This window comes from Frankia canadensis, from assembly GCF_900197875.1.
Lineage (GTDB): Bacteria > Actinomycetota > Actinomycetes > Frankiales > Frankiaceae > Frankia > Frankia canadensis.
Genome location: NZ_FZMO01000541.1, coordinates 1 through 22221, shown reverse-complemented (window position 1 = coordinate 22221; position 22221 = coordinate 1). Strand labels below are relative to the sequence as shown.

General features: G+C 74.7%; 14 protein-coding genes. 11 read left to right on the top strand and 3 right to left on the bottom strand.

From position 1 onward, the window contains the following. The first annotated feature begins 15 nt into the window (after positions 1-15). From C1A33_RS30265 to C1A33_RS30255, 3 genes are all read left to right on the top strand, one after another. Positions 16-2097, top strand: coding sequence for a TIGR03960 family B12-binding radical SAM protein (locus tag C1A33_RS30265; RefSeq protein WP_101835577.1), 2082 nt, complete (start codon positions 16-18; stop codon positions 2095-2097). Continuing rightward, entirely contained in the window at positions 2081-2842 is a 762-nt protein-coding gene (locus C1A33_RS30260) for a TIGR03936 family radical SAM-associated protein (RefSeq protein ID WP_101835575.1), read from the top strand. The genes C1A33_RS30265 and C1A33_RS30260 overlap by 17 nt, the downstream gene beginning before the upstream one ends. 115 nt (positions 2843-2957) lie before the next feature. Then, positions 2958-6950 (top strand): ribonuclease E/G, encoded by a 3993-nt coding sequence (locus tag C1A33_RS30255; RefSeq protein ID WP_101835573.1) that lies wholly within the window; start codon positions 2958-2960, stop codon positions 6948-6950. A 380-nt stretch (positions 6951-7330) separates the two neighbouring features. On the opposite strand, the gene C1A33_RS30250 is transcribed toward C1A33_RS30255, so the two are convergent. After that, positions 7331-7948: an MFS transporter gene (locus C1A33_RS30250; RefSeq protein WP_101835588.1), complete on the bottom strand. Its 618-nt coding sequence runs from the start codon at positions 7946-7948 to the stop codon at positions 7331-7333. Positions 7949-8342: 394 nt separating this feature from the next. Between C1A33_RS30250 and rplU the strand changes: the two genes are divergently transcribed. From rplU to proB, 4 genes are all read left to right on the top strand, one after another. Then, the gene (rplU, locus tag C1A33_RS30245) at positions 8343-8660 is read left to right on the top strand and encodes a 50S ribosomal protein L21 (RefSeq protein ID WP_101835571.1); all 318 of its coding nucleotides are present in this window, start codon (positions 8343-8345) and stop codon (positions 8658-8660) included. A gap of 4 nt (positions 8661-8664) precedes the next feature. Continuing rightward, positions 8665-8934 (top strand): 50S ribosomal protein L27, encoded by a 270-nt coding sequence (gene rpmA / locus C1A33_RS30240; protein WP_101835569.1) that lies wholly within the window; start codon positions 8665-8667, stop codon positions 8932-8934. 107 nt (positions 8935-9041) lie between these two features. Beyond that, positions 9042-10607, top strand: a complete 1566-nt coding sequence (gene obgE, locus C1A33_RS30235) for a GTPase ObgE (RefSeq protein ID WP_101835567.1) — start codon at positions 9042-9044, stop codon at positions 10605-10607. 110 nt (positions 10608-10717) lie between these two features. Then, on the top strand, positions 10718-11830 hold the full coding sequence (gene proB / locus C1A33_RS30230; RefSeq protein WP_101835565.1) for a glutamate 5-kinase: 1113 nt from the start codon (positions 10718-10720) through the stop codon (positions 11828-11830). Between the two features lie 25 nt (positions 11831-11855). Here proB and C1A33_RS30225 read toward each other — a convergent pair whose 3' ends face one another. Next, on the bottom strand, positions 11856-14984 hold the full coding sequence (locus C1A33_RS30225) for an AAA family ATPase (RefSeq protein WP_101835563.1): 3129 nt from the start codon (positions 14982-14984) through the stop codon (positions 11856-11858). Further along, entirely contained in the window at positions 14984-16183 is a 1200-nt protein-coding gene (locus C1A33_RS30220) for an exonuclease SbcCD subunit D (RefSeq protein WP_101835561.1), read from the bottom strand. Before C1A33_RS30220 ends, C1A33_RS30225 begins: the two co-directional genes overlap by 1 nt. Positions 16184-16527: 344 nt before the next feature. Here C1A33_RS30220 and C1A33_RS30215 point away from each other — a divergent pair, with 344 nt between their 5' ends. The 4 genes from C1A33_RS30215 (at position 16528) to C1A33_RS30200 (ending at position 22058) form a co-directional block, all read left to right on the top strand. Further along, positions 16528-17787, top strand: a complete 1260-nt coding sequence (locus tag C1A33_RS30215; protein WP_101835559.1) for a glutamate-5-semialdehyde dehydrogenase — start codon at positions 16528-16530, stop codon at positions 17785-17787. A gap of 181 nt (positions 17788-17968) precedes the next feature. Then, the gene (gene aceB, locus C1A33_RS30210; protein ID WP_101835557.1) at positions 17969-19594 is read left to right on the top strand and encodes a malate synthase A; all 1626 of its coding nucleotides are present in this window, start codon (positions 17969-17971) and stop codon (positions 19592-19594) included. A gap of 126 nt (positions 19595-19720) precedes the next feature. After that, on the top strand, positions 19721-20614 hold the full coding sequence (locus C1A33_RS30205) for an AAA family ATPase (RefSeq protein WP_101835555.1): 894 nt from the start codon (positions 19721-19723) through the stop codon (positions 20612-20614). A 16-nt stretch (positions 20615-20630) separates the two neighbouring features. Then, positions 20631-22058, top strand: coding sequence for a vWA domain-containing protein (locus C1A33_RS30200; RefSeq protein ID WP_101835553.1), 1428 nt, complete (start codon positions 20631-20633; stop codon positions 22056-22058). Positions 22059-22221: the final 163 nt, after the last annotated feature.

The window sequence follows — 22221 nt, the reverse complement described above, 5'->3', positions numbered from 1 at the left end:
CGTAGGCTCGCACGCATGTCCGGACAGTCGCTGTTCGCTCGCCTGGAGCCGCTGCTCCCGCGCGTGCGAAGGCCCGTGCAGTACGTCGGCGGCGAGGGGAACTCCATCGTCAAACCCTGGGCGTCGGCCGCCGTCCGCTGGTGCCTGATGTACCCGGACGCCTACGAGGTCGGCCTGCCCAACCAGGGCCTGCAGATCCTCTACGAGATCCTCAACGAGCAGCCCGATGTGCTCGCCGAGCGGACGTACTCCGTCTGGCCGGACCTCGAGGCGCTGCTGCGCGAGCACGGCCTGCCCCAGTTCACGGTCGACGCGCACCGCGCCGTCGGCGACTTCGACCTGTTCGGCGTCAGCTTCTCCACCGAGCTCGGCTACACCAACCTGCTGACGGCCCTCGACCTCGCCGGCATCCCCCTGCACGCGCGGGACCGCGGCGATGGCTCGCCGATCGTCGTGGCCGGCGGCCACGCCGCGTTCAATCCGGAGCCGATCGCGGACTTCGTCGACGCGGTCGTCCTCGGCGACGGCGAGCAGGCCGTGCTGGGCATCTGTGACGTCGTGCGGGCCTGGAAGGCCGAGGGCGCGCCGGGCGGCCGGGGCGAGCTGCTCGCCCGGCTGGCCCGGCGGCGGCTGGTCTACGTGCCGGCGTTCTTCGACGTCTCCTACCGCCCCGACGGGCGCATCGCCGCCGTCACACCGAACCGGGACGACATCTGCGCCCGCCCGGGCAAGCACACCCTGTCCGACCTCGACTCCTGGCCGTACCCGAAGGCGCCGCTGGTGCCGCTCGCCGAGACGGTGCACGAGCGGATGAGCGTCGAGATCTTCCGCGGTTGCACCCGTGGCTGCCGGTTCTGCCAGGCTGGGATGATCACCCGTCCGGTGCGCGAGCGCAACATCGAGACGGTCGGCGCCATGGTCGACGCCGGGCTGCGGGCGACCGGGTTCAACGAGGTGGGCCTGCTGTCGCTGTCCAGCGCCGACCACACCGAGATCGGCCGGATCGCGACGGGGCTCGCCGACCGGTACGAGGACAGCAGGATCTCGCTCAGCCTGCCCTCCACCCGGGTGGACGCGTTCAACGTCACGCTGGCCAACGAGTTCTCCCGCAACGGCCGGCGCAGCGGGCTGACCTTCGCCCCCGAGGGTGGCTCGGAGCGGCTGCGCCGGGTCATCAACAAGATGGTCAGCGCCGAGGACCTGGTGCGCACCGTGAGCACCGCCTACGCGCACGGCTGGCGCCAGGTGAAGCTCTACTTCATGTGCGGCCTGCCCACCGAGACTGACCAGGACGTGCTGGAGATCGCGGACCTGGCCCGGGAGGTGATCCGGGCCGGCCGCAGGGCCAGCGGGCAGCGCGACATCCGCGCCACGGTGTCCATCGGCGGGTTCGTGCCCAAGCCGCACACCCCGTTCCAGTGGGCCGCCCAGGCGTCGCACGAGGTCACGGACGCGCGGCTGAAGCTGCTGCGCGACACCGTGCGCGCCGACCGGGAGATCGCCCGCGCCGTCGGCTTCCGCTACCACGACGGCCGTCCCGGGATCATCGAGGGCCTGCTGGCCCGGGGGGATCGTCGGGTCGGCGCCGTGATCGAGCGGGTCTGGCGCGAAGGCGGCCGCTTCGACGGCTGGAACGAGCACTTCTCCTTCCCCCGCTGGGAGACGGCCTGCGCCGCCGAGCTCGAGCCGCTCGGCGTTTCGCTCGACTGGTACACGACCCGCGAGCGCGAGGAGCGCGAGGTGCTCCCGTGGGATCACCTCGACGCGGGCCTGGACCGGGACTGGCTCTGGGCGGACTGGCAGGAGGCGCTGCGCGAGAACGAGCTCGATGACTGCCGCTGGACGCCCTGCTATGACTGCGGGGTCTGCCCGACGATGGGCACCGACACGCAGATCGGCCCGACCGGGCGCTCGCTGCTGCCCGTGGTCGGCGTCTCGGCCGGGGCCCGCTCCGGGGATGCCGCCAGTGCCGCGCAGGCCTCGACGGCGCGGGCCGCCGGCGCACCCGGCGCACCCGGCGCCGCCGCGGCGGGTGGTGCCGGGGCGGGTGGCGCGGTCGACGTCCCTCCGGTGGTGGGCAGTGGCACGCCGGCCTGAGGGGCCCCCGCCCCCGCCGGTGGTGCAGCGGGTGCGGGTGCGCTTCGCCAAGCGGGGCCGGGTGCGCTTCCTGTCCCATCGGGACGTGGCCCGCACCTTCGAGCGGGCGCTGCGCCGCGCGGAGGTGCCGATGGCGTACTCGGCCGGGTTCAGTCCCCATCCCCGGATCTCCTGGGTGGGCGCGGCGCCCACCGCGGCGGCGAGCGAGGCCGAGTACGTCGAGTTCGCGCTGGCCACCGCGGTCGATCCGGGGTGGCTGCGGGCGTCGCTGGACGCGGCGCTGCCGGGCGGCCTGGACGTGGTCGACGCGGTCGTGGCGGGCGGCGGAGGACTGGCGGAACGGATCGACGCCTCGCGCTGGCGGGTGCGGCTGCCCACCGTCGCGGAGCCGGCGCTGAGCGCCGCCGTGACCGCGCTGCTGGGCCGCGAGGAGGTCGAGGTCGAGCGCGCGACCAAGGACGGCAGGCGCCGGTTCGACGTGCGTAGCGCCGTGGTCTCGGCCGTTGGTCGTGCAGAGAACGACACATGTGCGATACTGGAGTTGGTCGCGCGGCACACGACGCCCGCTGTGCGACCAGACGACGTGCTGACCGCCCTGGACGTGGTAGCCGGTCTGCGCCCGTCGGCGCCTCCCGAGCCCACCCGGCTGGAACAGGGCCGGCTGCTCGACGATGGCACGCTGGCGGATCCGCTGGCGCCGGACCGCAACGATGCTGGCCGGCCAGTGGGTTGTTCCTCAGCGTGACTGCAGGGCGTCGCAGGATTTCCCGGCGGCACTCGCGCCGGACCGAGACAGCGGCTTCTGCGCGGTCGCGACTGCACCAGCAGCGCGCCCGGGAGCCCGAAAGGCTTCTTAACCCGTGCCCGACGATGAACTGATCACTCAGACAGAGCTCGAATCCACTCGCCCCGCGCCGCGTCGGCGCCGGGCCGCCGGCCGGGCGGCGGGGCCGCCCGTCGACGACCACGGCGAGGCTGCCGCCGGCACCGCGGATCCGTCCGTCCCCGCACCCGCGGCCGCACCCGCGGCCGACGGCGGGCCCGCGGCCAGCGGCGACGCCTCCGCGGACGAGCAGCCGACCACCACGCGGCGGCGCCGTGCGAGCACCGCCACGACCCGGACCCGGACGACGCGCGCCGCCAGGGCGAAGTCCGCCACCCAGCTGGCCGATGACGCCGACACCGAGTCCGTCCCCACCTCCCCGCTCGAGGCCGCCACGCCGGTGGCGAGTACCGATGTCCTGTCCGTGGCCGCCCGCACGCCGGAGGTCGCGGCCGTCGACGGCACCGCGGGCGCTGACCCGGCCGCCGGCGCCCCGGCCGCCGAGCCATCCCAGCCGGCACGGCGCACCCGGAGTCGCCGCGCGGTCCGTGAGGTCGCCGCGGCCGACGTTCCGCCGGCCGCCGAGCCCGTGTCCAGCGCGGGCGGCAGCGGTCAGGCCTCCGTCGCGGAGTCCTCGGAGGCCTCCGCCGCGTCGGCGCCGGCCGTCGACGGCACCGCCGACGCCGCCTCGACCGCGGCGCCGGAGCCGAAGACCCGGCGCACGCGAGCCCGTCGTGCCACGTCCGCCCCGGCCAGCCCCCCGCCGGCACCCCCGGTCGCCGCCGAGCCGGTCGCTGCCGAGCCGGTCGCCGCGGTGCCGGCCGGCGGGGAGACCGCGCCCGAGCCGAGCGCGGCCGGGCCGGCCGGTCCTGAGCTGGCAGCCGCCGGCACGACGGCCGCGCAGCCGGCCGGCAGCGAGGCCGCGGCGCCGCGGACCAGGGCGCGGACCACCCGTCGCCGTGCGGCGACCACCGGCACGGTCGTTCCCGCTCCCGACGCCGCCGCGGCGCAGCCCGCCACCGGCACTCCCGCTGTCTCCCCGGCGAGTACCCACCCGGCCGAGCCCGCCGTCGCTGAGCCGGTGAAGCCGGCGGCGACCCAGGCCAGTGTGGCCGAGGCCCCGTCGGCCGGGTCGATCTCGGCGCAGCCCGCACCGGCGGCTTCGACGCCGCCCGGTACGGCCGCCGGGGGTCTCGATGCCGCGCAGCGCACCGCTGCGGGCGACGAGGAGGCTGACGAGGACAAGGCGGCGTCCGCCGCCGCCGATGCGGTGCAGGGGTCGGCCGCTGCCGCCGAGGCGGCCCCGCAGGAGGCGTCGACCGAGGACTCCAAGCCGGCCCCGACGGGCACCCGCCGTACGCGCTCCCGCCGGGCGACCGCGCCGACCTGGACCGGTGTCACGGAGGAGCCGGCCGTCGAGCCCGTCGTCCGGCAGTCCCGCCGCCGTCCCGTGGCCATGGTGACCTTCCAGGCGCCGGAGCCGGCGGCCGAGCCGCGGTGGCGTCGCGACGAAACCGATCAGTCCGCCCCCGCCCCCGCCCCCGTCGCGCCGTCCGCCGCCGGCGATGAGCAGCAGCCTGTCGCCGCCGCGCCGGATCGGGACGAGCAGGACGAGCAGGACGAGAATCTCACGATCGCCGCCGAGCTCGCCGAGGGCGAGGAGGACGGCGAGCTCGAGGACGAGGAGCAGTCCGGTGGCGCGGGTTCGACCCGCCGTCGCCGCCGTGGCCGCCGCGGCCGCGGCCGGGCCCGGGGCGAGGAGGACGGCACCGACCTCGGCGACGCCGATGAGGGACAGGCCGGTGACAGCGGCGAGGACGCCGACTCCTGGGACGCGGCGGCGGACGCGGCCGCCGACGGCGAGGCGACCGATGCCGACGACGCCGACGGTGACGGTGACGGTGACGCGGAGGACGATCGCGCTGGTGGATCCCGCCGGCGGCGTCGCCGGCGTCGACGGGCCGGTGGGGACGAGGCCGGAGTCGTCGACGATCCCCCGAACACGGTCGTGCACGTCCGGGAGACCCGCCGCGACGAGGACCTCGTCCGCGGCCTGAGCGGATCCACCCGGCTGGAGGCCAAGCGCCAGCGGCGCCGGGAGGGCCGCGACAGCGGCCGGCGCCGCCCGCCGATCGTCACCGAGGCGGAGTTCCTGGCCCGCCGCGAGGCGGTCGAGCGGCGGATGGTCGTGCGCCACGCCGGCGACCGCACTCAGATCGCCGTGCTCGAGGACGGCGTCCTCGTCGAGCACTTCGTCACCCGGGCCAGCTCCGCCTCCTACGCGGGCAACGTCTACCTCGGCCGGGTGCAGAACGTACTGGCCAGCATGGAAGCGGCGTTCGTCGACATCGGCAAGGGCCGCAACGCCGTGCTCTACGCAGGCGAGGTCAACTACGACGCCTCCGGGCTCGACGGCCGGCCGCGCAAGATCGAGCAGGTGCTCAAGTCCGGCCAGTCGGTCCTGGTCCAGGTCTCCAAGGACCCGATCGGGCACAAGGGCGCCCGGCTCACCAGCCAGATCAGCCTGCCCGGCCGCTACCTCGTGTACGTGCCGGACGGCCAGAACGCCGGCATCAGCCGCAAGCTGCCCGACACCGAGCGGGCGCGACTGAAGAGCATCCTCAAGAAGATCACGCCCGAGGACGGTGGCGTGATCGTGCGCACGGCGGCCGAGGGCGCGAGCGAGGCGGAACTCGCCCGCGACGTCGAGCGGCTCGCCGCGCAGTGGGACGACATTCAGCGCCGGTCCAAGAAGGCGTCCGCACCCTCGCTGCTCTCCGGCGAGCCCGACCTCGTCGTGCGGGTGATCCGCGACATCTTCAACGAGGACTTCACCGAGCTGGTCGTCCAGGGCTCCGGCGAGGCGCAGACGATCGAGGAGTACATCGACACTGTCGCCCCGGACCTGCGCCCGCGCATCCGCCGCTACACCGGCACCGGGGACGTCTTCACCGACTACCGGGTCGACGAGCAGCTCGCGAAGGCACTCGACCGCAAGGTGTGGCTGCCCTCGGGCGGGTCGCTGGTCATCGACCGCACCGAGGCGATGACCGTGATCGACGTCAACACCGGCAAGTTCACCGGCAAGGGCGGCAACCTCGAGGAGACGGTCACCAAGAACAACCTGGAGGCCGCCGAGGAGATCGTCCGGCAGCTGCGGCTGCGCGACATCGGCGGGATCATCGTCATCGACTTCATCGACATGGTCCTGGAGAGCAACCGGGAGCTGGTGCTGCGCAGGCTCACCGAATGCCTCGGCCGGGACCGCACCCGCCACCAGGTCGCCGAGGTCACGAGCCTCGGGCTGGTCCAGATGACCCGCAAGCGGGTCGGCCAGGGCCTGCTGGAGGCGTACAGCGAGCCCTGCGTGCACTGCAGCGGCCGCGGCGTCGTCATCCACCTGGGCGGCAGTGGCGCCCACACCAACGGGCAGGCCGCGGCCGCCGGCGGCACCGGGCCGGCCGAGCCGGCGGCGGCGGGCTCGGGCTCCGGCCGGCGTTCGCGCGCCGGGCGCGGTGCGGGCGGGCCCGCCCTGGTCGCCACCACCAGCCAGAACGGCGGATCGTCGCGCACGGGCGCGGCGGCCGAGCCGGACGGGCCCGACACGGGCGTGGACGGCGAAGGCGGGGCGGCCGCGCAGCCAGACCGGTCCGTGGCGAGCGCCGCGCCCGGCACGGGTGGCGACAGCGCGGCCCCGCTCGGTGCAGAGGCCGCCGCGGAACTGACGGCGGCGGCCGGGTCGGTGCCCTCGGGCGACGGCATCCCGGTGAACGGCGACCTCGCGGTGAACGGCAACCCCGCGGTGAACGGCAACGGTCACCACGCCGCGGGTGCGGCGGCGGTGCTGGACGCACCCACGCCGGTGTACGCCAACTCCGATGATCCGGACAGCCTGGCGACGGTGGACAACGGCGCTGCCGGCAAGCCCGCCCGGGGACGTCGGCGCCGGGCCTCCCGGCCGGTGTCCAAGCCCACCGCGGAGCCCCTGGAGTCCGTGCCGCCCGCGGCGGCCGAGGACTCGGCCAGCTGACGAGCTGATCGACGCACCCGCCGCCGGTGCCGGGCACATCCTGGCACCGGCGGCGGGCGTGCCTGGTCCGCGTGGCGGCGGACCGGCGCCGCAACCTCTCCCTATGCGTGGCTCCCGGGGAGCCGCGGATGGTTGAGCAGATCCCCTGGAGCGGCCGCGATCAGCAGCGGCGTCGGCTGTTCCCAGTCAGTCTCCGCATGTCGGGCGGACTTCCTTCCCATAGGTGGGAAGCGCGGGTGGGGGGCCAGCGGCACCATGTCGCGAACCCCGCGTGTCGCGTCCGGTTTGTCCCCCTGTTCGCGACACGGCCGCCGTGAAACGTTGCCAAAACCCTGCCACGGTCCGCCGTGACAACGACTCTGCGGGATCCGGTGTGGTCCTCAGGCGGCGGTCGGGCCCGCCGAGCTCTGCGCGGCCGGCGTGGAGCGCACGAAGCCGCGACCGGCATCCTCGCGTAGGAGGAGGTCCAGCGTTGCCCGGGAGCGGGACAGCGCCGCCTCGACGGCCTGGCGCGCCCGGCCGGCATCGCCCATCTGCAGCGCGTAGGAGGCGATCGTCAGGGACTGGACGAGATCGTCCTGATCGGCCAGATCCGGACTCATCCGCCGCGGCGCCTCCACCGCGACGGCGGGCTGGGAGGCGGCGGGCTGGGAGGCGGTGGCCAGCTCGGCGGCGGCCAGCTCCGGGGCATCGGCCGGCGGGCGATCCGCCGCCGTGGCCAGGCCCCAGGCGGCCGGATCCCGGCGCCGCAGGGCGATCCAGCCCGCCGCCGCCGCGGTGCCGAGCAGCCAGCAGACGCCCGCCCAGGTGGGCAGGCCGGTGAACGCCGTCAGGGCGAGACCGGTGACGACGAGGACCGCGAGCGCTCCAGTGGCGGCCGGCACGGTGCCGGGCACCGAGCCGTGGTGGCGTGCGGCGGCCGCGGCGGGGCGGCAGACGACGGCCAGCGCGCCGGCCGCCCCCGCGCCCGCGGCCCAGACCAGCAGTTGCCAGACCATGTCCGTCACCCCCGACCCGACGTCGTGTCCGGCCTCGAAAGACCGCGTTCCGGCGCGGACCGCGCCGTGTGGACGGTCTATGGTTCTCCCTGTCCGGGAGGGTTCGCCATGGCCCTTCTGGGTCATCCGACGACATGGCCCGTCTGCGGGGGACAGGCCGCTGATGGCCGTTCTCCGGTCCACGCGCCGGGTCCCCGCCGTCATCCACCCGCGGATGACCTGTAAGGTGAAGGCCGCGTGTTCCTCCGGACTGAGCTCGGCCCGCTGGCCGGCCCGTCGGGGAGTCGCCGTCCGGCCGCCCAGCGGGTGCCGGGTGGCAGGCGCGCGACCCAAAGCTCCGCGGGGGATCTGATCCCGCGCGGTCACAGCGGCATAACAACAGCAGGGAGATCTGGTGTACGCGGTCGTTGCCAGCGGCGGCAAGCAGCACAGGGTCGCCGTCGGCGATGTCGTCGACGTCGAGCTCCTTTCCGGAGAGCCGGGCGCGGCCGTGAACCTTCGGCCGCTCCTGCTCGTCGACGGTGACTCGGTCACCCACGCGGCGGACGCCCTTCAGTCCGTCGAGGTGACCGCCGAGGTGGTCGGCGTCGTCAAGGGTCCGAAGATCCGGATCCACAAGTTCAAGAACAAGACCGGCTACCACAAGCGTCAGGGACACCGCCAGAAGCTGACGCGGCTCAAGGTGACCGGCATCGAGACCGGGAAGGCCTGACGCCATGGCGCACAAGAAGGGCGCGAGTTCCTCGCGCAACGGTCGGGATTCCAACGCCCAGCGCCTCGGCGTGAAGCGGTTCGGTGGCCAGTTCGTCAAGGCCGGCGAGATCATCGTGCGGCAGCGCGGCACCCACTTCCACCCCGGCGAGCTGGTCGGCCGGGGCAAGGACGACACGCTGTTCGCGCTGTCGGCCGGGCACGTGCAGTTCGGGCACCGGCGTGGCCGCCGGGTCGTGAACATCGTCGCCGAGGTAGCGGCCACCGCCGCCTGACCAGGCGCTGATCTTCCACCGCGCGCATCATCCCGTCCGGGTGTGATGCGCGCGGTTTGGTGTTCGCCCTGGCGGGATGACGATGACGAGGGAGAGGAGGCGGTGTCATGCCGAGTTTCGTCGACCGGGTGATACTGCACGCGGCGGCCGGAGATGGCGGCCACGGCTGCGCCTCCATCCACCGGGAGAAGTTCAAGCCGCTGGGCGGCCCCGACGGCGGGGACGGCGGCCGCGGCGGTGACGTCCGCCTCGTCGTGGACCCGAGCGTGACGACCCTGCTCGACTTCCACTTCCACCCGCATCAGCGGGCCTCGCGCGGCCGGCCCGGGCAGGGCTCGAACCGGCACGGCGCCGACGGGGAGGATCTCGTCCTGCCGGTGCCGGACGGCACTGTCGTCCTGTCCGCCGACGGAGAGGAGATCACCGATCTCGTCGGAGTGGGCAGCGCGTACGTCCTCGCCCGCGGCGGGCGCGGCGGGCGCGGCAACGCGGCGCTGTCCTCGGCCCGGCGCAAGGCTCCCGGGTTCGCCGAACTGGGGGAGCCCGGTGAGCTGCTCGACGCGGTCCTCGAGCTCAAGACAGTGGCCGACGTGGCCCTCGTCGGCTTCCCGAGCGCGGGCAAGTCATCCCTGGTGTCGGTGCTGAGCGCCGCCAAGCCGAAGATCGCGGACTATCCGTTCACCACGCTGGTGCCGAACCTCGGCGTCGCCCAGGCCGGCGACCACCCGCCGTACACGGTGGCGGACGTGCCCGGACTGATCCCGGGGGCGAGCGAGGGTCGTGGGCTGGGCCTGGAGTTCCTGCGCCACATCGAGCGCTGCTCCCTGATCGTGCACGTGCTGGACTGTGCCACCCTGGAACCGGGCCGCGATCCGCTGACGGACCTCGACGTCATCGAGGCCGAGCTCGCCGCCTACTCCGCCGACCTGTCGGACCGGCCGCGTCTCGTCGTCCTCAACAAGATCGACGTCCCGGACGCCGCCGAACTGGCCGAGCTGGTGACGCCCGACCTGCGGGCCCGCGGCCTCGACGTGTTCGCAGTCAGCACGGCCACCCGGCAGGGGGTGCGCGCGCTGTCACTGGCGCTCGCGGAGCGGGTCGCCGCGTACCGCGCGACCGCGCCGCGGCCGACCGCGACCAGGGTCGTCCTGCGCCCCCGGGCGGTGAACGAACCCGACTTCACCGTGTCGCCCAGCGGGGACGGATTCCTGATCACCGGTGCGAAGCCGGAGCGCTGGGTCCGCCAGACCGACTTCTCCAACGACGAGGCCATCGGCTTCCTCGCCGACCGGCTCGCCCGGCTTGGGGTGGAGAAGGAACTCGCTCGCCAGGGCGCGGTCGAGGGCGTCGAGGTCACGATCGGTGCCGTCACCTTCGACTGGGAGCCGACCCTCAGCGGCGGCGGCCTCACCGGCGCCGATCCCACCAGCGCGGGCGAGGCCGGTGTGGCCACCGTCGGCGGGACCGCCGGTGCTCCGGTCGTGTCGCGGCCGGGCAGCGCTGGCGACGTGGACGTGCATCTGGGCCCGCGTGGCAGCGACGACCGGCTGCGGACGTCGGTGCGGCTGACCCGCGCCGAGCGGATGGCCCGCGCCCGCCGAGCCCACGCGGGTGACGACACCGAGCCGGAGACCGCTGGCGTCTCCGGTGCTGCCGCCGAGCCGGACGTCTGATCTCCGCGCCGATCGGGGCCTGCTGACCCGCACGTCCGGCGGGTGCCCCGCGGGCTCCGTGCCCCTGGAATTCGATTGACCGCAGTCTGACGAGGCGCGGAGGGTGTAGCGTGCGTGCGTTCGTGGCCGAGGCGCAGCGGGTCGTCGTGAAGGTCGGATCGTCATCGCTCACGACAGCGGCCGGGGGCCTGGACGTCGCGCGGCTGGAGCGGCTGGTGGAGGCGCTGCTGCCCCGGGCCGGGCAGCTGGTGCTGGTGTCGTCGGGTGCGATCGCCGCCGGGCTCGCGCCGCTCGGCCTGTCGAAGCGGCCCCGTGACCTCGCCACCCAGCAGGCCGCGGCCAGCGTCGGGCAGAGCTCCCTCGTCCACAGCTACGCGGCGGCGTTCGGCCGGGCCGGCTTCCGGGTCGGCCAGGTGCTGCTCACGGCGACGGACGTCATCCGCCGCACCCACTACCGCAACGCGCGCACGACGCTGGACCGGCTGCTGGAGCTGGGCGTCGTCCCGATCATCAACGAGAACGACGCGGTCGCCACCCAGGAGATCCGCTTCGGTGACAACGACCGGCTCGCCGCGATCGTCGCCCACCTGGTCTCGGCCGACCTGCTGGTGCTGCTCTCCGACGTCGACGGCCTGTACGACGCGAACCCGCGGCTCGGCCCGGCGAACCTGGTCCGTGAGGTCCGCTCGGACGCCGACCTCGCCGGTCTGACCGCGCGCGGCACGGGCACGGCGGGCGTCGGCGTCGGCGGCATGGCCACCAAGATCGAGGCGGCGCGGATGGCGGCCTCCGGCGGGCTGCGCGCGATCATCACCTCGGCGGCGAACGCCGCCCCCGCGCTGCGCGGCGACGACGTCGGCACCGTGTTCCACCCGACCGGCCCGCGCCGCGCCTCCAGGCTGCTCTGGCTCGCGCACGCCACCGCCCCCGAGGGCCGGCTGCGCCTGGACGCGGGGGCGGTCGCCGCCGTGGTGCGCCGCCGGGCGTCGCTGCTGCCCGCCGGCATCCTCGCCGTGGACGGCGACTTCGCCGCCGGCGACCCGGTGGACCTCGTCGACCCCGACGGCCAGCCCGTCGCCCGCGGCCTGGTCGCCTTCGACGCCGCCGAGCTGCCCGTCATGCTCGGCCGCAGCACCGCCGAACTCGCCGCCGACCTCGGCCCCTCCTACGAACGCGAGGTCATCCACCGCGACGACCTCGTCCTCCTCCTGCCCTCCCGCTGACCCGTGGTCGCCGCCAGCGGCGGGACTACGCCGTCGTCTCGACGCGGCTGCCGGCGGTCTCCTTGATGACGCGGATCTGGTGGGGGATGCGCTGGCGGAGTTCGGTGACGTGGCTGACGATGCCGACGAGACGGCCGCCGGAACGCAGTTCGTCGAGGACGCTCATCACCTCGTCGAGGCTGTCGGCGTCGAGGGTGCCGAAGCCCTCGTCGACGAACAGGGCGTCGAGGCGCCGCCCGCCGGTCTCGGCGGTGACGACGTCGGCGAGCCCCAGGGCCAGCGACAGCGCCGCCTGGAACGTCTCGCCGCCGGAGAGAGTCCGGGTGTGCCGGCGTCGGCCGGTCCAGGCGTCCTCGACGAGCAGGCCGAGGCCGGCGCGGCGGCGCTTGTCCCGGCGGGCCTCGGTGTCGTGAACGAGGGTGAACCGGCCGGAGCTCATCGCGGCGAGGCGCCGGCTGGCCGCGGCCGCCACCTCCTCCAGCCGGGCGGCGAGCACGAAGCTCGACAGCGGCATGCCGGCGGTGTTGCCGCCCCTTCCGGCGGCGAGGTCCGCCAGGTGCACGAGCTCCTCGACGCCGGCGCGCAGCGGGCCCAGCGCCTCGAGGCCGTCGGCGTGCTCGGCGTGCAGCTCGGCGAGTTCGGCGGCCCGCTGGGTGGCCTGGGCCTGGGCGGCGACGGCCTGCTCGTGGGCTGTGCGGGCGGTGTCGGTGGCCGTCTCGTGCTCGGTGAGGGGGAGGGCGGCCTCGGGGTCGACGGCGAGCTCGTTGCCGGCGAGGGCGGCGGTGAGGGCGGCCAGCTCGTCGCGGCGCTCGCGGACCTCGGCGTCGGTGTCGCGCAGCCAGGCGGCGTCGCGCCCGGCCGCGGCGGCTTCGTCCAGGTCGGCGAACCCGGCCTGCCGGACGAGGTCGAGCGTGGCGAGCCCGGCGTCGACGTGGGTGGTGCGGGCCTGCTCGGCGGCGAGCTCGGCGCCGCGGGCGGCCTCGGCGTCGTCGGCCAGGGAGTGTATGGCTGCCAGTCGGCCGGCGAGGGCGTCACCATCCCGCAGGCCGTCCGGAATGTCGGCGAACCCACGGGTGGAACGGTCTCGGGCGTCGGACGCGCGCCGCCGCGCCGAGGCCGCCGCCGTGCGCAGCGCCGCGAGCTGGGTCGCCGTGTCCCGCTCCGCCTCCTGCACGTCGCGCTGTGCCGCCTCGGCGCCGACGAGATCGGCCGCGGCGGTGGTGCGCGCCACGACGGCGTCGTCCAGCGTGTCGACGAACGTCGTCAGGCCGTGCGACGCCGCCGGCACCGACACGTCCAGCAGCTGCTCGACGCCAGGGAGCGCGTCGACGTCAGCCAGGTCAGCCAGGTCAGCCGGGTCGGTCCGGTCGGTCGGGTCGGTCCGGTCGGTCGGGTCGGTCGGGTCGGTCAGGTCGGTCGGGTCGGTCAGGCTGGAGGTGCGGGTGAGTTCGGCGTGCAGGGTGCGGACGCGTTCGTCGCGGCGGCGGACGGTGCCCACGGCGTCGGCGGCGTCGGCGGCGAGCCGGTCCGCCTCCCGGGTGGCGGTGATCTCCTCGTCCTTGCTCACCGGGCGGGCCCGGACCTCGGTCGGGTCGGGATGGTCAAGGGAACCGCAGACCGGGCAGGGGGTGTCGTCGACGAGGGCGGCGGCGAGCTCCGCCGTCATCGCGTCGATCCGCTCCCGGCGCACCTCGTCGGCGTGGGCCCGGGCGGCGTGGGCGGCTGTGCCCGCGGTGTCCGCGTCGGTGACCGCGTCGCGATGGGCGTCGACGGCCTCGGCGAGCTCGCGGGCCCAGCGGGCACGTTCGACCAGGCCGGGCAGGGTGGTGGTGGCCTGCCGGGCGGCGGCGACCCGGGCGTCGGCGGCGGCGCGAAGCGCGGGCAGCTCGGTGCGCAACCGCTCGTCGAGGGTGTCCGCCTCGCGGTGGTGCGCGGCGGCCTCGGCGGCGGCGGCGCTGGCCTCGACGGCGTCGCGCTCGGCGTCGTCGAGGGCACGGGTCAGCCCGTCCAACCGGCCGATCTCGACGTGGGCGGCCCGCGCCTGGGCGGTGAGCCGCGCGATCATGTCGCCGGCGTGGGCGTCCTCGGCCGGCAGCAGGTCGGCGGGGTGCTCGGCCAGCGTGCGCTGGGCCGCGTCCGCGAGCTCGCGGGTGTCGCGGGCGCTGTCGGTGAGGCGGCGCAGCTCGGTCAGCGCCGGAGTGATGACGGCGGCGCGGCGGGCGGCGTCGGCGGTCGCGGCGAGGGCGTCGACGCGGGGCTGGTCGGCGGTGAGCTCGTCGCGGCGGGCCGTCAGCGCCCGGCGGCGCGCGACGCGGCCGGCGAGCTCGCGGGTGGCCCGCAGCGTGGCCTCGGCGGTGTCGAGCGCGGCCCGGGTCGCCTCCCGCGCGGCGTCGGCCGCCGCGGCCTCCTGAGCGGCGGTGATGGCCAGCTGGGCGGCCCAGGCCGGGTCGTCGAAAGCGTCCTCGGCCGGCTCGGGCACGGCTGCGGCCTGGGCGACGCGGGCGGCGACCCGGCGCAGGTCGGCGGTCGCCTCGTCGAGGTCGGCGCGGCCGTTCTTGGCCCGGTCGTGCAGCCACTGCTCGGTGAACTCGAAGCGGCTGACTCGGAACAGCCGCTTGAGCAGCTTCTCCCGGTCGTCGTGGTCGGCCTGCAGGAAGTCGGCGAAACGGCCCTGCGGCAGCATCACGACCTGGAAGAACTGGTCGTGCGTCATCCCGAGCAGCAGCCCGATCTCGTGCCCGACGTCCTGCGGGCGGGTCGCGAGCGTCTCCCACTCGCCGCCGCCGACACGGCGTTCCAACGTCGCGGTGGGATGCGTCCGCGAGGTGGCGCCGCCGCGCCGCGGCCGGTCCCAGGCGGGACTTCGGGTGATCAGGTACCGCTCGGCCGCGACGGTGAACTCCAGGCTCACCCACGGCCGCACCGACGCCCCGGCGTGATGGGACCTCAGGTCAGGGCCGCCGGCCAGCTTGCCGCGCAGGCCCGGCACCTCGCCGAACAGGGCGAAGCCGAGCGCGTCGAGCAGGGTCGTCTTACCGCCGCCGGTCTCCCCGCACAGCAGCAGCAGGCCCCCGGCGCCTGCCTGGTCGAGGTCGAGGTCGACGCGTCCGGGGAAGGCGCCGAACGCCTCCAGGCTCAGCCGGTGCGGGCGCATCAGGCAGCGTCCTCGGCGAGCCGGGCCGCGTCCAGCGCCTGCGCGAGCAGCGCCCGTTCCCGGTCCGTGGGCGTCGACCCGCGCACGTGCGCGACGAACGCGATGGCGATCTCCAGGTCGGTGCGGCCCCGGGTCCGCTCGCCGAAGGTCCGCTCGTCGCCCTCGCCGGCGGGCGGCTCGTGCGCCAGGCGCAGCGCGAACGGGAAGCGGCGCTGCAGGGTGGCCATCGCCTCCATCGGCCGCACCGGGTCGGTCAGCACGGCGGCGACGAAGTCGTCCTCGTGCGCGGCGTACGCGGGCGAGCCCAGCAGGTCGGTGAGGGTGCCGCGCAGCACGGTCAGGCGGCGCGTGACCGGCGCGGGCACGTCGTGCACGGCCCCGAGCCCGTCACGGCCGAACTCGACGAGCAGCGACGCCTTGCGGTCGGACGCCTCGGAGAACGAGAACGCCATCGGAGACCCGCTGTAGCGCACGGCGGGGGAGATCGCCTGCGGGCGGTGCAGATGGCCGAGCGCCGTGTAGGTGACGCCGTCGAACAGGCTCGCCGGCACGTTGCCGAGCCCACCGACCGAGATGTCCCGCTCGCTGTCGCTGGCCGCGCCCCCGGTCACCCACGCGTGCGCGAGCACGACCGAACGAGCCCCCGGATGCCCGGCCAGATCGGCGCGCACGGCCCGCATCGCCCGCCCCATGGTCGCCACCGGCGACGGCCGGGCCACCACCTGCTTCTCGTCCTCGTCCTCCTTCTCGTCCTCGTCGTTCTCGTCGGGAGGCTCGGGGAGCAGCGTGTGGGCCACGGCGGGTTCGAGGTACGGGACGGGGTAGATCCGCACCGGGCCATGGGCGTCGTCGAGGACGACTGGCCGGGCCAGGGCCGACGGATCCGTGCGGATGCGGATGCGCGGGTCGAGCAGACCGGCCTTGTCGCCGAGGCGGCGGGCGGCGTCGTGGTTGCCACTGATCACCACGACCCGGGTGGCCGCGTCGCGCAGCCGCGACAGCGCCTCGTCGAACAGTTCGAGCGCGCGCACCGGCGGGATCGCCCGGTCGTGCACGTCGCCGCAGACGAGCACGACGTCGACCGCCTCGGCGCGGACGACCTCGACCAGGTGGTCGACGAACGCGGCCTGGGCGGTGAGCAGGTCGTGGCCGTGCAGCCCGCGGCCGAGATGCCAGTCGGAGGTGTGCAGGGCGAGCATGCGAGCACGTTAGGCAGGCGGGGGCGCCCGGCCGGCAACGGGGGTCGATCCCGGCCGTGATCGGTCCATCTGGGTGACCGTCGCGCGGGGGCCAGGCGGTGTAGGCGGCGCGCAGTCCTGGCCGGCAATCATGGTCGTCGGCCATCACGCGCACCAGGTCGACTTCGTGGGGTCATGGATGCAGTCGATCGTGTAGCTGCGGCTGGCGCCTCGGATCTTGATGTAGACGTGGCGACGGGACGCCGGCGGGCGGGCGTCCGGGAGACGGCGCGGCGGTGCTCGGGCGCCGGTAGCCTCAGGAGGGTGGGTCGCGCCGCGGCACCCGCACTGATGGAGGGTCCGAGATGAGCACCTCTGCGGAGGCTGTCCGAGACGTTGCGGTTCGCGCCAGGGCGGCTGCGGCCCAGCTCGCCCCGACGAGCCGCGCGGACAAGGACCGCGTCCTGCTCGCGATGGCCGACGCCCTGCTCGACCGGTCGGTGGAGATCCTCGCCGCCAACGCCGAGGACGTCGACGCCGCCCGCGCCGCCGGCACCGCCGGCGCGATGGTCGACCGGCTGACTCTCACCCCGGCCCGCCTGGAGGCGATGGCCGCGGGGCTGCGCCAGGTCGCGACGCTCGAGGATCCGGTCGGCGTGGTGGTGCGCGGCTCGGTGCTGCCCAACGGCATCCGGCTCAGCCAGGTGCGCGTCCCGCTCGGCGTCGTCGGGATCATCTACGAGGCCCGCCCCAACGTCACGGTCGACGCCGCCGGCCTGTGCCTCAAGAGCGGCAACGCGGTGCTGCTGCGCGGCAGCGCCTCGGCCGCCCGCTCCAACGCCGCGCTCGTCGCCGTGCTGCGTGACGCGGCCGCCGCCGGCGGGCTGCCGGCCGACGCGGTACAGCTCGTGCCGGGGCTCGACCACGAGTCGGTCAAGCACCTGATGCGTCTGCGCGGCCTGGTCGACGTGCTCATCCCGCGCGGCGGCGCCGGGCTCATCCGCGCCGTGGTCGAGGAGTCGACGGTCCCGGTGATCGAGACCGGAGTCGGCAACTGCCACGTCTACGTCGACGCGGAGGCCGATCTCGACCAGGCCCTCGCCATCACGGTGAACGCGAAGGCGCAGCGGGTCTCGGTGTGCAACTCGGCGGAGACGCTGCTGGTCCACCGGGACGTGGCCGCCGCCTTCCTGCCGCGGGTGCTGGCGGCGCTGCGCGAGGCGGGCGTGACCGTGCACGGCGACGAGGCGGTGCGCGCCATCGACCCGGCCGCCGTGCCCGCCACCGACGACGACTGGGCCGCCGAGTACCTCTCGCTGGACATGGCCGTGCGCGTCGTGGAGTCCCTCGACGACGCGGTCGCGCACATCCGCCGATGGAGCAGCGGCCACACCGAGGCGATCGTCACCCGGTCGCTGCGCGCCTCCCAGCGGTTCGTCGCGACCTGTGACAGCGCTGCGGTGATGGTGAACGCGTCGACCAGGTTCACCGACGGTGAGCGCTTCGGGATGGGCGCCGAGATCGGCATCTCCACCCAGAAACTGCACGCCCGCGGCCCGATGGGGCTGCCCGAGCTCACCTCCACCACCTGGGTGGGCATCGGTGACGGCCACCTGGTGAGCTGACCGCGCGAAGCGTGCCGGCCGCGTCCGAGGACAGCGCGCGGGACCGTGCCCACAGCCGTGATCCGAGGCGCCAACGGGTGCGTGCGCCCGGTCCAGCCCCGAGACTGGGGAAGGCGGGAGCGGGGCGCCGGCGGCGCCCGGCGGTTCGGAACCCGCCGGTCACCGCAGGAAGGGGATGGGCATGGGCGCGTTGGACGGCGTGAGCACGCAGGGGGTCACCGTCGTGCGGGACGTGCCGGGGCTGAGCCCGGCGCAGGTCGACGAGGTGCTCACCGACGACGCGGTCGCTTTCGTCGCGGGCCTGCACCGCACGTTCGCCGCCCGCCGCGACGAGCTGCTCGCCGCCCGTGCCACCCGGCGCGCCGCGATCGCCGCCGGCGCGAGCCTGGACTTCCTCGCCGAGACGGCGGACGTCCGCGCCGGCGACTGGCAGGTCGCCCCGCCCGCGCCGGGCCTCGTCGACCGTCGCGCGGAGATCACCGGGCCGACCGACGCGAAGATGCTCATCAACGCGCTCAACAGCGGCGCGAAGGTGTTCATGGCCGACCTGGAGGACGCCAACGTCCCGACCTGGGCGAACATGGTCGGCGGGCAGCTCAACCTCACCGCGGCGATCGCCGGCACGCTCACCCATGTCACCCCGGACGGCCGCCGCTACGCGCTGAACGAGACGACCGCGACGCTCGTCGTGCGCCCGCGCGGCTGGCACCTGCCCGAGCGGCACGTCGTCGTCGACGGCGAGCCGATCGTCGCCGCCCTCTTCGACGCCGGCCTGCACCTGTTCCGCAACGCGCGGGCCCTGCTCGCCGCCGGCGTCGGCCCGTACTTCTACCTGCCGAAGATGGAGTCCCATCTCGAGGCCCGGCTGTGGAACGACGTGTTCACCGCCGCCCAGGCCGAGCTCGGCCTGCCGGTGGGCACGGTCCGGGCGACCGTGCTCATCGAGACGCTGCCGGCCGCGTTCGAGATGGCGGAGATCCTCTACGAGCTGAGGGAACACTCGGCGGGGCTCAACGCCGGCCGCTGGGACTACATGTTCTCCACCATCAAGACATTCGCGTCCCGGCCGGCGGAGTTCCTGCTGCCCGACCGCAACAGCGTGACGATGACCGTCCCGTTCCTGCGCGCCTACACCGAGCTGCTGGTGTCGACCTGCCACCGCCACGGTGCCCATGCCATCGGCGGGATGGCGGCGTTCATCCCGTCCCGGCGTGATCCGGAGGTCAACGCGGTGGCGCTGGCGAAGGTCCGCGCCGACAAGGAGCGGGAGTCCGGCGACGGCTTCGACGGCAGCTGGGTGGCCCATCCCGACCTGGTGCCGGTGTGCACCGAGGTGTTCAGCGCGGTGCTGGGGGACGCGCCGAACCAGCTCACGCGGCAGCGGCCCGAGGTCGCGGTGAGCGCCGCCGAGCTGCTCGACGTGCGCGCCACCCCGGGTTCGATCACCGCCGCGGGTCTGCGCGGCAACGTCAGCGTCGGCGTGCGCTACCTGGAGAGCTGGCTGCGCGGGACCGGCGCGGTCGGCATCGACAACCTGATGGAGGACGCGGCCACCGCCGAGATCTCCCGCAGCCAGATCTTCCAGTGGATCGCGGCCGGCGCCACGCTCGAGGACGGCCGGCCGGTCACCGCCGAGCTGGTGCGCGCCACGCTCGCCGAGGTGCTCGACGAGATCCGCGACACCGTCGGCGCGGACGCCTTCGGCGGCGGCCGGTGGAAGGACGCGGCGGCGGTCTTCGAGGAGACGGCCCTCGGGGACACGTTCGCCGAGTTCCTCACCCTGCCGGCCTACGAGCGGATCGACTGACCGTCTCCGCTCGCGCTGTGGGTGCAAAACTGCCCAAACGGTACGCGCATGACGTAGTGCCGCGTCTGGGGCGCGTTGCTGGCACTATGGACGTTGCGATGCTTGACGTGGGGACGGAAGGTAGCCATGCCGCTTCAGGAACACGCGTTCGCTGACGTCGCGGACGTGCGAGAGCGCCTGCGCGCGACCGGGTATCTCGCGGATGAGGCGATCGCCACCACCGTCTTCCTCGCCGACCGGCTACACAAGCCGCTGCTCGTCGAGGGCCCCGCCGGTGTGGGCAAGACCGAGCTCGCGAAGGCGCTGGCGAGCTCGGTGGGCGCCGAGCTGATCCGGCTGCAGTGCTACGAGGGGCTCGACGAAGCCCGCGCGCTCTACGAGTGGAACTACAAGAAGCAGCTGCTGCGCATCCAGGCCGGCGCCGGGTCCGACGCCGATGGCGGCGAGGGCTGGCAGCAGGCCCACGACGACATCTTCAGCGAGGAGTTCCTGCTCTCCCGTCCGCTGCTGACGGCCATCCGCCGCACCGAGCCCACCGTGCTGCTCGTCGACGAGACGGACAAGGCGGACGTCGAGGTGGAGGGCCTGCTGCTGGAGGTGCTCTCGGACTTCCAGGTGACGATCCCCGAGCTCGGCACGATCACCGCCGCGCGCCGCCCGTTCGTCGTCCTGACCTCCAACGCCACCCGCGAGCTGTCCGAGGCGCTCAAGCGGCGCTGCCTCTACCTCAACCTCGACTACCCCAGCGCCGAGCGGGAGAAGGAGATCGTGCTCGCCCGCGTCCCCGACCTGCCGGAGAAGCTGGCGGAGTCGCTGGTGCGCATCGTGCGGGCGCTGCGTGCGATGGAGCTGAAGAAGGCGCCGTCCATCGCCGAGTCGATCGACTGGGCGCACACCGTGCTGGCCCTCGGTTTCGACACCTTCGACGAGGCCGCCGTCGCCTCGACCCTCGGCGTCGTCCTCAAGCATGCGAGCGACCACGCCCGCGCCATCGACCACCTCAAGCTCGCCGCGAACTGACCCCGAGGACGCCGGCATGAACCTGCTGGACCGCACCGTCGACTTCACCGCCGCGCTGCGCCGTGCCGGCGTGCCGGTCAGCAGCGCCGAGACGGTGGACGCCGCCGCCGCGATCGGCGCGCTCGGCTGGGCCGACCGGGACGCCGTGCGGGAGGCGTTCGCGGCGACGATGTGCAAGCGGCCGCTGTACCGTCCTGCCTTCGACACGCTGTTCGACCTGTACTTCCCCCCGCGGATCGGCGACGGGGTCAACGACCCGCGGGCCGGCGACGGTGGGGACGCGGCCGACGGGGCGCCCACCGACAGCGAGGCACCAGCCCGCGATCTCACCCCCGAGGAGCTCGACGCGCTGCGCCAGGCGCTGCGCGCCGACCTGCTCGACGCGCTGCGCGACGGCGATGACGAGACGCTGCGGGCACTGGCCCGCCAGGCCGTCGGATCGTTCGGCGCGGGCCTCGGCAGCGCCGGGAGGTCGTGGTTCCTCTACCGGGTGCTGCGGGCGATGTCCGCCGAGACACTCGTCGCCGACCTGCTGTCCGCGCTGCTCGGCGACGCCGAGCGCGGCGGGCTCGCCGAACGGGTCGCCCGCCAGACGATCGCCGACCGCATCCGGGCGTTCGAGGACATGGTCGCCGGTGAGGTGCGCCGGCGGATGGCGGAGGAACGCGGCATCGACGCGGTCGAGCGCACCGCCGTGAAGCCGCTCGCCGACCAGGTCGAGTTCCTGCGCGCCTCCCAGCGTGACCTCGTCGACCTGCGCCGGCAGGTGTACCCGCTGGCCCGGCGCCTGGCCACCCGGCTCACCGCGCGCCGCCGCCTCGGCCGTGCCGGCCGGCTCGACTTCCGACGCACGGTGCGCGCGTCGCTCGCCACCGGCGGCGTGCCCGTCGAGACGAAGCACCGCCCGCACAAGCCGCACAAGCCCGAGCTCGTCGTGCTGTGCGACGTCTCCGGCTCGGTGTCGTCGTTCGCGCACTTCACCCTGATGCTCACCCACGCCCTGCGCGAGCAGTTCGCGAAGGTCCGCGCGTTCGCGTTCATCGACACCACCGACGAGGTGAGCCGCTTCCTGCGTGGCCTCGACCTCGGCGACATGATGGCGCGCATCTCCAGCGAGGCCGACCTGGTCTGGCTCGACGGGCACAGCGACTACGGCCACGCCATCGAGGTCTTCGCCGAGCGCTACCCGGACGCGGTGGGCCCGCGCACCTCCCTGCTCGTCCTCGGCGACGCCCGCAACAACTACCGGCCGACGTCCGCGCCGGTGTTCCGCCAGCTGTGCGCGCAGGCCCGCCACTCCTACTGGCTCAACCCGGAGCCCCGCGGCTACTGGGGCTCCGGCGACTCGGCCACCGACGTCTACGCCAACCTCGTCGACGAGATGGTCGAATGCCGCAACGTCGAGCAGCTCCAGGACTTCATCGAACGCATCCTCCCCTCCTGACCGCCGTCTGCCCGCCGCGTTCTCACGGGCAGCAGGTGGACGGCCCGCGGTGTGTCGGTCCAAACGGGAACTCCTGGCGGCGTTGGGGCGAGGAGGAGTATTCACGAGGCGGGATGACGGCGTGGCCCTCGCCGCGGCGGGCGGGCCCGGGGTGTCCTTGGGC